This is a genomic window from Brevibacillus nitrificans, assembly GCF_003710965.1.
GTDB lineage: Bacteria > Bacillota > Bacilli > Brevibacillales > Brevibacillaceae > Brevibacillus > Brevibacillus centrosporus.
This window is the reverse complement of record NZ_RHHU01000006.1, coordinates 30,585-44,549: the sequence shown is the minus strand read 5'-3', so window position 1 is coordinate 44,549 and position 13,965 is coordinate 30,585. Positions and strand designations below refer to the sequence as shown.

Genomic DNA, 13,965 nt, shown 5'->3' with positions numbered 1-13,965 from the left:
TGCCTGGCCTTTTTTTCTTGTACAGTGAGATTTTATTTGGTTCTTATCCCCTCGTTTTCTAAGCCATTCTTATGTCCATATGTCTTGCTTTGTCTTTTGTTCACGGAACCATTTTAGTACAATGGGGAAAGAGTAGGAGGGATCACGGTGAAAGTAATCATTGGGCTGGGCAATCCCGGCAAGAAATATGAAGATACAAGACATAATGCCGGATTCATGGCCATAGATAAAATAAGCGACAAATGGGGTATTCCCGTCCAGCAGAACAAGTTTCGGGCGCTGGTGGGGGAAGGGCGGATCGAAGGAGAAAAGGTTCTTCTCGTGAAGCCGCAAACCTATATGAACCTCTCTGGTGAATCCGTAGCGGAGATCCTCAAGTTTTATAAACTGATCCCCGATGAGCTGGTCGTCATTTTCGATGATCTGGATATGCCGACAGGTCAGCTGCGTTTGCGGGAAAAGGGAAGCGCTGGCGGTCATAACGGGATCAAATCCATGATTCAGCATCTGGGAACACAGGATTTCAAACGGATCAAGGTAGGAATTGGTCGTCCCGAGCCAGGCCGCAGTGTCAGTGATTATGTTTTGCAGTCGTTTCCAGCGTCTGAGAGATCAAGCATTCAGGAAGCCGTCAGTTTGGCTGCCGATGCCGCAGCGATGTGGACCCGCGAGACCTTCGTGAAAGTGATGAATCACTACAACAGCTTGAAGCAGTAAGTACGTCTAGCATGGTCCGAGTCTAGTATGATTTTCCACCCTGCCGTCCATACTAATCGATATGAAAGGTATGGGGGTGGCATATACATGAGCATACGTTATACATGTCGTTGTTGCGGGATGAAAATCGCGGAATTTGACGAATCGCAAGTATCGGAAGCGCAGCTCGGGTTTGATTCCTTGACCCCAGATGAGCGGGCTCTTATAATATCGAGAGAACAAAGTGGAGATACGGTCGTCAGCATCACGTGCGATTATTGCCGTGAAGCGCTGAATCAGCATCCAGAGCTTTCCTTGGTCGGAAACCCACTGCAATAAGTGGATACACTCGTTAGGAAGGCTTGCACTGACAAGGCCTTAGCTTGGGGAGCTAAGGCTTCTTTTCGCATGGTCGATCCTTGCCGGTGACCCAAATACGAATGACAGAAGAGTAGAGAGGGGATTAGTGAATGCAAGTCATCATTAACCCGATGAAGCAGGATTCCAACGTAGGTACGATTGTCGCGGGCCTGGAAAAGGGGTTGCATGAGCAGCTGGTATCAGGGCTGGCTGGTTCTGCTCGTCAGGCGCTCATGGCTACGCTCAAGCAAATGACGGATCGTCCCATTTGCGTCGTGACTCATAACATGTATCAGGCGCAAAAGGTATACGAAGATTTGATCGAGCTGGTACCGAGTGACCAGGTGCTGCTCTATCCGGGGAACGAGCTGATCGGTTCGGAGCTTGCTATCGCCAGCCCGGAAATGCTGGCGCAGAGAATACACGTGTTCAACCGTTTGGCCGAGGGCTTTACGGGTTTTTTGGTTGCACCTTTTGCCGGTATGCGTCGGCTGGTTGTGCCTCCTCACGTTTGGAAGGAATCGCAAATCAAGCTGTCGGTAGGTGAAGAGCTCGATATTGAATCGTTCTTACTCCGCTGTATTGAACTGGGGTACGAGCGAGTCGACATGGTAGAGCGAAAAGGGGAGCTGAGTGTCCGCGGCGGCATCATCGACCTGTACCCGATCGATTCTGAATGGCCGGTGCGAATCGAGCTGTTTGATGTGGAGATCGACTCGATCCGTACGTTTGATATGCTTTCCCAGCGTTCATTGGAAACGGTTCAATCCTATGTGTTCGGTCCAGCAAAAGAAATGATTGCCTCGACGCCATTACTGCAAGAATCCGCCGTGCGCTTGGAGCAAAAGCTTGGTGAAACCGTTGCCAAACTTAAGGACGGGTCGGCGAAAGAAAAAATTGTGGAGCGCATCGGCGCCGATATTGAGCGGATGAGCCACGGTCAACGTTTCCCGCAACTATACTCTTACATTTCTGTCATTTATCCGACAGAGGAAACGCTGCTGTCTTACATGCCTGCCAACACGCTCATGATCGTCGACGAACCGACGCGGGTTCTGGACACTGCAGCACAGCTGCAAAAGGAAGAAGGCGAATGGCTGACAGGGCGCATCATGTCCGGTGAGTACATGGCAAATCTGACTTTGTCCCGCACCTATGAGGATATCGTTATGGCGAAAAAACGCCAAATCGTTTATCTTTCCCTGTTCCTGAGGCAGTCCCCGAAGACACAGCCGCAAAACATCGTCAATCTGACCTGTCGTACCATGCAAAACTTCCATGGTCAGATGAACGTACTGAAAACAGAGCTGGCTCGCTGGCAAAAGTCTCATGACCAAATCGTATTTGTCGCAGCCGATCTAGAACGTGCCAAAAGGCTGGAGCGTGTCCTGCATGACTATGAAATGGAAGCAGATGTGCTGACGGAGACGGTGGACATGGTGCCGCCAGGTCGTCCGACGATCATTTTGGGCAACCTGCAGGCAGGATTTGAGCTGCCTTTGAACAAGCTCGTCGTCATCACCGAGGGCGAAGTCTTTACGGCCAAGCAGCGCAAGGCACGAAAAGTCCAGCAGACAATGAACAACGCCGAGCGGATCAAGAACTACCTCGAGCTGAAGCCTGGCGATTACGTGGTGCACGTCAATCACGGGATTGGAAAATACCTTGGAATTGAAACCAAGGAAATACTCGGAATTCATAAAGATTACTTGCATATTCAATACGCGGCAGGAGACAGCCTGTTTGTACCGATCGATCAAATCGACCACGTCCAAAAATACGTGGCGAGTGAAGAGGCGCAGCCGAAAATCTACAGCTTGGGCGGCAGTGAGTGGAAACGGGTCAAAAACAAGGTCCAATCCTCCGTCAAGGATATTGCCGAGGACTTGATCAAGCTGTACGCATCCAGGGAAGCGGCAGTCGGACACTCGTTCTCGCAGGATACGTCCGAACAGCGTGAATTCGAAGCGATGTTCCCTTATCAGGAGACGCCGGATCAGCTGCGTGCGATCGCAGAGGTTAAATCCGACATGGAACGCCGACGCCCGATGGATCGTCTTGTATGTGGGGACGTAGGTTACGGGAAAACCGAGGTCGCGATTCGCGCTGCGTTCAAGGCTGTGATGGATGGCAAACAAGTAGCGGTACTTGTCCCAACCACGATTCTGGCTCAGCAGCACTACGAAACGTTCCGCGAGCGCTTTGCTGACTATCCAATTCGTGTTGAGGTGCTCAGCCGTTTCCGTTCCCGCAAGGAGCAAAATGGGACGTTGAAGGGCCTCAAGGAAGGAACCGTTGATGTAGTCATCGGTACCCATCGTCTGCTCTCCAAAGATCTGACGTTCCGCGAGCTGGGGCTGCTGATCGTGGATGAGGAGCAGCGCTTTGGGGTGAGTCACAAGGAAAAGCTGAAGCAAATGAAAACGAATGTAGACGTCATGACCTTGACGGCTACGCCAATTCCGCGGACGCTGCATATGTCGATGCTCGGCGTTCGGGACTTGTCCGTTATCGAGACACCACCGGAAAATCGTTTTCCCGTGCAAACGTACGTGATGGACTACAGTCCGGCACTCGTACGGGAAGCGATCGAGCGGGAGATGGCTCGCGATGGTCAAGTATTCTTCCTCTACAACCAGGTGCAAGGAATCGAACAGATGGCCGAGCAGATTTCCATGCTCGTCCCTGATGCGCGGATCGCAGTCGCTCACGGTCAGATGAACGAGAGCGAGCTGGAAAGCGTCATTCTCGACTTTTTGGAGGGGAACTTCGACGTTCTGGTAAGTACGACCATTATTGAGACCGGTGTGGACATCCCGAACGTGAATACCCTGATCATCTACAATGCCGACAAAATGGGCTTGTCTCAGCTGTATCAGCTGCGTGGACGTGTAGGTCGTTCCAATCGGATTGCGTATGCGTACTTTACGTACCAACGGGATAAAGTACTGACGGAGGTCGCGGAAAAGCGTTTGCAGGCGATCAAGGAGTTTACAGAGCTCGGTTCCGGTTTCAAAATCGCCATGCGCGACTTGTCGATTCGCGGTGCGGGTAATCTGTTGGGCGCGGAGCAGCACGGCTTCATTAATACAGTCGGTTTTGACTTGTACAGCCAGATGCTGAAGGACGCGATTGATGAGCTGAAAGGCGAGGTCAAGCAGGAGAGCGCTACGACGGTGGAGATCAACCTGCAGCTGGATGCCTATATCCCTTCGATGTACATCACGGACAGCCGCCAAAAAATCGAGATGTACAAAAAATTCGTCGCAGTCTCCTCTCTGGATGATGTGGACGACCTGGCAGAGGAATTGCTCGACCGCTTTGGACCTGTGCCCAAGCCTGTTGAGAATCTGCTGACCATTTCCAGAATGCGCGTGTACGCCCTGCAGCACCATATTACCGAGATCAGCCAGAAAAATCCGGATGAGATCAAGCTGTTCCTCCATCCGAGCCAAAATAACAATATTGACGGTGGTGCGTTGTTTGCGCTTGCCAGCAGTTGGAGTCGCAGGGTAGGGCTCTCGGGTGGACAACAGATCGTCATTGCTGTTAAAGTAAAAGGGTTGAGAGAAGACGAGGGCGTACAGCTGGTTGAAAAACTGCTACGTCAATTTCACCAGGTGCGAAAAGACACCGGTACGGAGAGCCCCGTGTCCTAGACAGCTGGGCTAGCCAGGAAGGGAGATCCTCATGAAGAAACGTTCTGTAGCGATTCTGTCGTCTGCTGTGCTCGTGATGGCATTGATGGCAGGTTGCGGAAAGGCTGACAACAACGCGCAGCCACAAACACCAACGAATCAGACAGAAGGCAGCGGTCAAGGCAATCAAGCTGCGGATGCGAACGACCCATTGGTCAAGTTTCCAAAGCTGACACTGCCGTTTACAGTAGAACCAAATGCAGCTCTGGTGGAATATCAGGGCGGTACTATGAATGGGAAAGAATTTGAAGAGTTCCTGCGTGTCATCAACTTCATGAACCCACAGCAAGGCGGCATGATTGAAGCAGCTGACGAAAATGCGTTGAAGGCATTTGCACGTGAATACACTGCGACCAAGATTTTGGCAGCCCGTGCGGATGAGACCATGAAAAAGGACTCGAAGGAACTGGCTGAAAAGACTTTTGAAAAGATCAAAACCCAGTATATGGGCTTGCTCGACAAGGATGAGGCCAAGTTCACGAAGCTGATGGAAGGACAATCTGTCAGCAAAGAGCTGGTTGTAAACCAAATGGCGCTTATCAACGATTCGATCAATGTACTGAAAAAAGGCATTAGCGACGATGAGCTGAAAAAAGAGTACGACACGATGGATAAAGCATCCCGTACGACCGCATCTGTTCGTCACATCCTGATTTCGACAGAGAAACGCAAGCCGGAAGAAGCTCTGAAGCTGGCGAACGATCTGGAAGCGCGTCTGAAAAAAGGCGAGGATTTCGCGAAGCTGGCAAAAGAATTCACAGACGACCCAGGCAGCAAAGAAAACGGCGGTCTCTATGCCGATGCCGACGTTACTCAATGGGTACCTGAATTCAAGGATGCTGCTTTGAAGCAAGAAGTAGGTGTAGTGGGTCCACCTGTGAAAACGGACTACGGCTACCACATCATCAAAGTGGAAAACCGGAAGGAAAAGACCTTTGATGAGATGAAGGAAAGCCTGCGTGCCAATGCATTGGAAAAAGCATACGATGCCTTTGGTAAAAACGAGCTGGACAAGCTCATTACCAAGTACAATCTTCCTAAAGTGAATACACCTGCCGCGAAATAAATGGGTTAGGCAGGCTCTTGGAAAGAAACAGGGACATGGGTTCCCTGTTTTTTCGTTTTCTCGCATATTCTTGAAACGTGGGCAAATACTATAGTCACTCGCTACCGCCCGGGGGAGAGTAACTGAAACAAGCTGGAAAAAGTTGCAGTCGTCACGCATAGGTAAAATTAGAATTTGAGGAAAAAATACAGGTAACGAACCAAAGCTTCTCACTACCACTTCTCTTAGGAAAGCGAGGCAACATGACATGAAAGCAACTGGTATCGTTCGTCGAATTGACGACCTCGGTCGGGTCGTGATTCCTAAGGAGATTCGTCGTACACTGCGCATTCGTGAAGGCGACCCGCTGGAGATCTTCGTAGATCGTGATGGAGAAGTCATTCTCAAGAAGTACTCGCCGATTGGTGAGCTCGGGGATTTCGCCAAAGAATACGCTGACTCTCTGTATGAGAGCATGAATCATACCGTACTGATTTCTGATCGAGACAGCGTGATTGCAGTGGCGGGGGCTTCCAAGAAAGAGTATCTGGAAAAAGCGATTGGCAGCATTGTGGAGAAATGCCTGGAGGAGCGCAAGACGCGCTTGGAGAAAAACGCAGGCTCGTATGAAATTTGTCGCGATATGAGTGAGACATATGGATCCTTTGTAGTAGCGCCTATCGTTGCCGGTGGTGACCCGATTGGTTCCGTGATCTTGCTCAACAAAAACGAGTCAACCAAGATGAGCGATCTCGAAATGAAAATGTCGGAAACAGCTGCTGGATTCTTAGCCAAACAAATGGAACAGTAGACCATACTTAAAAAGACAGCCTCGATAGGTACTGACCCTTCTCAGTCCCAAATCCCGAGGCTGTTTTTCTGTTGCACAGATAGGAATTTCTAGCGCTGCAAGTTTTCTTTATCTCCAAACGCATGTGGTATAATGTACGAAGTTTCTGGTTGGAGAGGAGAAAATTCACTCGTATGGTTCAAGAAAAGGCATCTGTTCAGTTTGTGAAAGGCGCCGCGATTCTCGGGGTAGCCGGTCTTGTCTCCAAGCTTTTGGGCGCTGTGTACCGCATTCCGTACCAGAACATTGCCGGTGACATCGGTTTGTACGTATACATGCAAGTATATCCGTTGTATACCACGCTGTTAATTTTGGCGACGGCGGGTTTTCCGATTGCCATCTCCAAGATCGTGTCCGAAAGAGTGGCCGTAGGTGATGCGATCGGAGCACGTCGCGCCTTTCGAGTAGCCAGTATTTCGCTGGTCATACTGGGGTTGTTTTTCTTTCTGTTGCTCTATGTAGGAGCACCAATGGTTGCAAAGTTTATGGGAGATGAACACCTGACGACTCCGCTTCGGGCAGTTGCTTGGTCGTTGCCGCTCGTACCGATGGCAGCGATCCTGCGCGGATATTTTCAGGGCCATCAGAATATGATGCCCACAGGTGTATCTCAGGTAGTTGAGCAGTTGATTCGGGTCATCTTCATCCTGTTGACCGCCTTTTGGGCGATGAATGTGTATCAGGATGCTTATCTGGCCGGGACAGGCGCCGTATTTGCTGCCTTTCCTGGAGGAGTAGCAGCCATTCTCGTGCTGTTGTGGTATTGGCGTAAGGACAAGCAAATTCGACATTTGGAAGGGGAGCAGCAGCAATCCTCTGGGGTTGCCGAATGGACCAATCGCCAGGTTCTGCGCAGTCTCTTGTACTACGCCCTTCCGATCTGCATGGGAGCTTTAGTGCTGCCGCTCATCCCGCTGGTAGACTCGGTGACCGTCGTCAACATGCTGCAGTGGAGCGGGATGCAGGAAGATCTCGCCAAGCTGGCAAAAGGTGCGTTTGACCGCGGGCAGCCGCTGATTCAGTTCGGGACCTTCTTCGCTACCTCCCTGTCTTTGGCCTTGGTGCCAGCGATCAGTGAAGCGGTCGCACAGCGTCAGCATCAGTTGATCGCAAACCGTGCGGAGATTGCGATTCGCTTGACGTTTTTGCTGGGACTGCCTGCTTCGTTTGGACTGGCCTTGCTGGCAGAGCCGATCAACGTGATGCTGTACGGCGATACCAACGGCACGGAGGCACTGGCTGTCCAATCCTTTACGATTATCTTTGCGACCTTGAGCATTGCCAGTGCAGGCATTTTGCAAGGACTTGGACGGGTCATGCGCCCGGCACGGAATCTTTTCATTGGCGTGATGGTCAAGCTGGTCCTCAATCTGGTCCTCGTACCGTTTTGGGGGATTTCGGGGGCTGCCCTGTCCACGGTGCTTGCCTACCTGGTAGCGATGGGATTAAACGTGCTCGCAGTGAAAAAGTACACGGGGGCCGGAATTGGCCTTCGTCAGACGGTGTTGAAGCCGTTTTTATCGGTCATTGTCATGTCGGTCGTGGTTTTGGTCGTAGAGTGGGGGGCCAATGCGCTGCTGGGTAACATGCCAGGACCGCAGCGGTTGATCCATACGATTGTTGGTCTGGTGGCCGTGGGCTGCGGGGCGCTGGTGTACTTGCTGGCTCTGCTGAAAACAGGTGGGCTGACACGAACTGACATTCAGTTTTTACCGAAAGGCAAACGGATTGCTTCGCTGTTGGCCAAGCTGCATCTGTTGCCGAAATAAAAATAGAAGAAAGCAGATTCGACAAGGGGGCGAGACGATTGGATACAACCAAACAAACGATTACAGTAGTGGGGTTGGGAGCGGGAGATCTGGACCAATTGCCATATGGCATTTATCGAACGCTCAAACAGGCTGAGCATCTCTACTTGCGCACCCAGGAGCATCCGGTAGTGGCACAGCTTGGAGCAGAGAACATTTCGTTTTCGTCTTTTGATGAGACTTATGAGAAGCACGAATCCTTTGAAGATGTGTATGCCGACATCGTAGAAGTGCTGTTTGCCCAAGCCCAGCAGCATGGCAAGATCGTTTACGCCGTGCCAGGTCATCCATTGGTAGCCGAGCGTACCGTACAGCTGCTGTTGGAACAAGGTCCATCGCGAGGGGTAGAGATCGAGATCGGCGGCGGTCAGAGCTTTATTGATCCTCTGTTTGCACGTTTACAGATCGATCCGATTGAGGGCTTTTCCTTGCTGGATGGGACGGCGCTGAAAACCGAGCAAGTCTCCCCAGGACTGCATACCATTATCGCCCAGGTATACGATGCCTTTGTCGCATCCGATGTCAAACTGACGCTGATGGAGGTACTGCCGGATGATTTTCTCGTGACGGTAGCGACTGCCGTCGGGGTAGCAGGACAAGAGAGAATCGAAACGGTTCCTTTGTTCGAGCTGGATCGCTTGGACCAATTCGGCAATTTGTCGCTCGTCTATGTACCACCAGCGCACGATGAACGCATCTCGTACCGCCAGTTTTCCTATTTGAAGGAAATTGTAGCGATTCTGCGCAGTCCAGACGGCTGCCCGTGGGATCGGGAGCAGACCCATCAGAGCATCCGCAAAAATCTCATCGAGGAAACGTACGAGGTGTTGGAGACGATCGACGATGAAGACCCGGATGCCATGTGCGAGGAATTGGGTGATTTGCTGATGCAGATCATGCTGCATTCGCAAATCGCTTCGGAGGACGGCTACTTTACCGTGGATGATGTGGTTGCGACGCTAAATGAGAAGCTGATTCGCCGACACCCACACGTCTTCGGAGAAAAGAGTGCGAACGACTCCGATGAAGCTTTGGCTAACTGGCAGGAGATCAAGGCGCAGGAAAAAGCGGCAAAAGGAATCGATGTCACCGTACAATCCCAGCTGGCGGGTATTCCACGCGATTTGCCAGCCCTGATGTACGCCTACAAGCTGCAAAAGAAAGCGGCACAGGTAGGCTTTGACTGGGACGATGTTGCTGATGTCTACGGCAAAGTAGAGGAAGAGTACCGCGAGCTGCGCGAAGCTTCGGAAGAAGAGCGTGCGGGCGAGCTGGGCGATTTGCTGTTTGCCGTCGTGAATCTGGCTCGATTCATGAAGCTCGATCCAGAAGAAGCCTTGGCATTGACCAATAACAAGTTCAAGCAACGTTTTTCCTATATTGAAGAAAAGCTTCGTGAGGCAGGCAAATCCTTTGAAGATACCGATCTGAAAGAGATGGATCAGTGGTGGGAAGAAGCCAAGCAGCACGCTAAAAGGAGAGGATAGGCTATGAGACTGGACAAATACTTAAAAGTATCCCGTCTGATCAAACGGCGCACATTGGCGAAAGAGGTTTGTGACAAAGGCCGCGTCGAGATCAATGATCGTCAGGCCAAATCTGCCAGCAATGTAAAAATCGGCGACAAGCTGGCTATTCGCTTCGGACAGAAAATCGTGACGGTGAAAGTGGAAGACATTAAGGAAAATCCACGCAAGGAAGAGGCGGCATCCCTTTATAGCGTCCTGGGAGAGGTGCCGGTTCCACGGGATGAAAAAGAAGAGGACGCCTACATCAAAGGCCAGTAAAAGCATACGCAGAGGCTACCCTAAAACGGGTAGTCTTTTTTTACGTATCAGAGCGCATGGAAATTTCCCGCTACAACGGGGGGCGCTCCTCCTGGAAAAAGCCTCGATGGAGGTTTTCTTATAGGGGTATGGTATATAATGGGTTTACGCATGTAGGCACGACGACGAAGAAGGGATGTGAACACATGCAACAAAACGCAGTGCGACTCGGTTATTTTTTGGCGATCTCGCTCTTGCTGTCTGCACTTTTTTACTTCTTTGCCTCCAACTGGCCCGTGCTTAGCCGATGGGAGAAAATCGGTGTGAGTACCTCTGTGCTCGTTCTCTTTTATTTATTTTCGTACGTAGCCACCCTCGTCCTGAAAAGACATACCTTTCTTAGCAACTGGCTATTGGTGGCAGGCGGGCTTGCCTTTGGCATCAGTGCAGCTTTGCTCGGGCAGATCTATAATTCCCACGCGGACAGCTACATGCTGTTTGTCGTTTGGCTGATTCCCAATCTGTTGTTTGCGATCGTGTCGAGATACCAGCCCTTCTATGTGATCAGCTATGTGCTGGCTCATTTGGCCCTTTGCTTCTTTTTGCAGCCATCGGTCATACATGTGGTCAGGGATGGGCAGTGGTGGTTTATGGTCTTTTGGCTGATCGCGCTGGGCAATTTCCTGTTGTTTTGGCTGACCGCATCCGAGCGGCTGAAGTCTCGTCCCCTCTATTACCTTTCTTTTCTCGCCTTTCAGCTCGCTTTGTTCTCCTCTTCCTTCGTGGAGGTTTACGGAGGGCTTCCAGAGCTGTTGTACCTGGTGATCGGTGGAGTGCTTTTCTTCGGCTTTCTGAAATGGATGCCAAATCGTATCCTGCTGATCGTGACCTCGACGATGCTTGCGCTGTTTTTGCTGGCCCAGTTTTTCTGGTTTATGTTTGAGCATTATTCGGAGGGCTTTTTCCTGATTGGCCTGCTGGCTGCGGTAGGAATTGTCTGGGGAGCCGTAGCGGCGATGAAGTGGCTGAAAAGACAGGCAGCCTCTCATGACAGCAGATGGGTGCGCTTTTTTCAGGAAGCCTTTACGGTGCTCGTTACACTAGTGGCAGCTACGATTGGGGCCGTTTCGCTTGCGGGCTTTTTGTTCTTGGTGATCGGCGATGATGATACCGTCATCTATTTTCTTTTCTTCCTGTCATTGATTGGCCTATTGGTCCCGGTATTTTCCGAGAACAAAATGAACGGGACTGTCCGCTACACGCTGATGACGATGGGATGTATGATCGGGGTCGCCACGAGCCTGTATTTGGATGGGTATTATTGGGTCGTGCTGCTGGCGGGATTGTGTGCGGCTTGGACAATCACAGGCGGAATTCCCACGAAGTTGCTGACCCAATTTGTCTTTCTGTTCATCCTTTATTTCAAATTGGGTGACTGGAGAAATACCCACGACCTGGTGCTTGCGATCATCTTTGTCTCTCAGATGGCCATGTATCTGCTGCCGAGTTTGCCAAACGCCCTGCGGAACAGCTCCTTGGGTTACGGGCTGCTTTCCCTGTTGGTATTAACAGAAAGCAATCAGTGGGGGGGCGCGTGGAATGTCGCGATCAGCCTTGTTTATTTCGTGATCACTACGTATCTGGTGTATCGAACCATGCATAGGAAGGATCGCGTGAGCTTTGCCATCGCGCTCGGCTTTTGGTTCGCGTTCCTGCTCATGAAATACTACGATCTTCTGTGGAGCCTCCTGCATAAATCCATCAGCCTGTTGCTGCTCAGTATCGTGTTTTTCGCTATCAGCTACTGGTTTGACCGTTCTGTAAAATCCGAGTGGGAAGCGGCTAAACCGGCTCTTTTTGCACAAAAGCGCTTCGCCTTCCTCCTCATTATCCTGCTGCAGCTCGTGCTGATCGGCTATCAGATCGTCAGCAGCGAGACCATTCTCACACAAGGTCGCGCTATCAAGCTGCAGCTCGAGCCCATTGATCCACGTTCCCTGCTGCAAGGCGATTATGTGCGATTGGGGTACACAATCTCGACCCTCGAGCAAGAAAACATATCTGATATGGAGAGCAAGATTCAGGTGGTGCTTCGACCACAAGCGGATGGCGTGTATGATTACAGCGGCTATTACGAACAGAACGGTGTTTGGAACAGAGCGTATCAGATGCAGCCGGACGACGTCATGATCAATGGAAATGTGATCGGATCCAGCCAAGTCGAGTATGGGATCGAGAGCTACTTTGTCCCTGAGGGCACAGGACTTGAAGTCGAGCGTTCCGCGAAATTTGCACAGGTGCGTGTAAGCAAAAAGGGCGATGCGATCCTGGAGTCTTTGTCGGCCCAGTAAAACCGTAAGAAAAGAGAGCAGGAGCTGCCGGTTAGTCGGCGGCTCCTTTTGCATTGGCCTGCGAGTAGCGAATGCCCATTTGTTGATCCTGTTGCTGTACGTGGCGCAAGAGCAGAAGCCCTGAGAGTCCTATCACGAGCAGGAGAATCGACATTCCCATCGTGGGTAAGATGGCACCGACACTGATGCCGATCGTTCCGGTCAGTCTGGCGCATTGGAAAAAGAGTCCATTCACTGCCATGTATGAGCTGCGTGCACCGTCCTTCACGATTTGCGAAAGGTAGGCCTGACGAGTGGGAATGTGGAGCAGCTCGCCTATTGTCGCAAGGAGCATCGCAGCTACGATCACGACCAGCGAGTTGCTGTAGCTAATGACCGAATAGCCGATCACAAACAGGAACCCGCCAGTGTACATGGTTCTGGCCTCATTTGCCTGCCGAACGAGCTTGCTTACAAAAAGCGACAAGCAGACAATCAGCAGCGTATTTTCCAGCTGGATCAGGCTGAATACCTTAAGGCCGTTCAGCTCAAAGGAAAACAAGTTTCCGACATGCACCATTTGCGTTTGAAATTCGTGGGACAATCGGACTGCAATGTAATTCGCCGTTTGAAATTCCAGTGAAAAGATGAGCAATCCACTTAGAGAAAACAGGATAAAGCGTTGGTCCTTCATTACCTGTTTGTAGCTGGTGAATACATCTTTTAGAATGCTGGCTTTGGGTGCGTTGTCGAAGGTGCTCGGCTTGTAAGTCTCCTGCATGAAAAAAACAGTGAGAGCAAGGGCGAACAGGCTGACAGCTGTCAGTCCCAGGATCAGTTCAAAGCGGTGGGTCGCAAACAAGATCCCGCCGAGTACAGAGCCGATCGCTACGGACAGATTGACTGCCCAGTAATTGATGCTGTACATAAAGGTCCGGTTCTCTTTGGTGCTGACATCGATCAGCATCGCATCCGCAGCAGGTCCGATCATACCGTTGCTCGCATTTTGAACGAGCATCATCGCAAAGGTAAGCCATGGGGAATCCAAAAGGGGAGAGTTGGCGAGCGCCATGAAGACAAAGGCAATGCACTGGGCGATCTCCCCATATACCATCACCTTTTTTCTGCCCCAACGATCTGCGAGATACCCACCGTAGAAGCCCATCAGCATCTGGGCGCAAATGTTGGCGAATAGCAGGAAACCGGCGAATGCCTGACCGAGTTTGTCAGAGAAATAAATAGCCATGAAAGGGAAGATCATCGTCCCCACCGCTCTGATCAGAAAGGAAGTCACGATGCGAATTCGAATGTTCGGGTGCAGCTGCATAAAGCTCATGGAGCAGACCACCTTTCGTTTTTCTACATTTTACCTGTCAAAAGGAGAAGAAAAAGGGTAAGATTCATTTAAGAAT

Annotated in this window: 10 protein-coding genes; 9 read left to right on the top strand and 1 reads right to left on the bottom strand. The window is 51.0% G+C overall.

What is annotated here, in order from left to right:
• The first annotated feature begins 147 nt into the window (after positions 1–147).
• The 9 genes from pth (at position 148) to EDM59_RS12035 (ending at position 12,574) form a co-directional block, all read left to right on the top strand.
• Complete coding sequence (gene pth / locus EDM59_RS12075) at positions 148–717, top strand: aminoacyl-tRNA hydrolase (RefSeq protein WP_122923841.1); 570 nt, start codon at positions 148–150, stop codon at positions 715–717.
• Positions 718–804: 87 nt separating this feature from the next.
• Positions 805–1,035, top strand: a complete 231-nt coding sequence (locus tag EDM59_RS12070) for an anti-sigma-F factor Fin (RefSeq protein ID WP_092274957.1) — start codon at positions 805–807, stop codon at positions 1,033–1,035.
• Positions 1,036–1,166: 131 nt separating this feature from the next.
• Complete coding sequence (gene mfd / locus EDM59_RS12065) at positions 1,167–4,715, top strand: transcription-repair coupling factor (RefSeq protein WP_122923840.1); 3,549 nt, start codon at positions 1,167–1,169, stop codon at positions 4,713–4,715.
• Positions 4,716–4,746: 31 nt separating this feature from the next.
• A complete protein-coding gene (locus EDM59_RS12060) occupies positions 4,747–5,820 on the top strand; it encodes a peptidylprolyl isomerase (RefSeq protein ID WP_122923839.1) in 1,074 nt (357 codons plus the stop codon).
• A gap of 247 nt (positions 5,821–6,067) precedes the next feature.
• A complete protein-coding gene (gene spoVT, locus EDM59_RS12055; protein WP_092274966.1) occupies positions 6,068–6,610 on the top strand; it encodes a stage V sporulation protein T in 543 nt (180 codons plus the stop codon).
• A gap of 173 nt (positions 6,611–6,783) precedes the next feature.
• Positions 6,784–8,418 (top strand): putative polysaccharide biosynthesis protein, encoded by a 1,635-nt coding sequence (locus tag EDM59_RS12050; RefSeq protein ID WP_122923838.1) that lies wholly within the window; start codon positions 6,784–6,786, stop codon positions 8,416–8,418.
• A 38-nt stretch (positions 8,419–8,456) separates the two neighbouring features.
• Positions 8,457–9,944, top strand: a complete 1,488-nt coding sequence (gene yabN / locus EDM59_RS12045; RefSeq protein WP_122923837.1) for a bifunctional methyltransferase/pyrophosphohydrolase YabN — start codon at positions 8,457–8,459, stop codon at positions 9,942–9,944.
• Positions 9,945–9,947: 3 nt separating this feature from the next.
• Entirely contained in the window at positions 9,948–10,244 is a 297-nt protein-coding gene (locus EDM59_RS12040) for an RNA-binding S4 domain-containing protein (protein WP_122923836.1), read from the top strand.
• 185 nt (positions 10,245–10,429) lie between these two features.
• Positions 10,430–12,574, top strand: coding sequence for a GDYXXLXY domain-containing protein (locus EDM59_RS12035; RefSeq protein WP_122923900.1), 2,145 nt, complete (start codon positions 10,430–10,432; stop codon positions 12,572–12,574).
• Between the two features lie 31 nt (positions 12,575–12,605).
• Here EDM59_RS12035 and EDM59_RS12030 read toward each other — a convergent pair whose 3' ends face one another.
• Entirely contained in the window at positions 12,606–13,889 is a 1,284-nt protein-coding gene (locus EDM59_RS12030; RefSeq protein ID WP_122923835.1) for an MDR family MFS transporter, read from the bottom strand.
• Positions 13,890–13,965 lie beyond the last annotated feature (76 nt).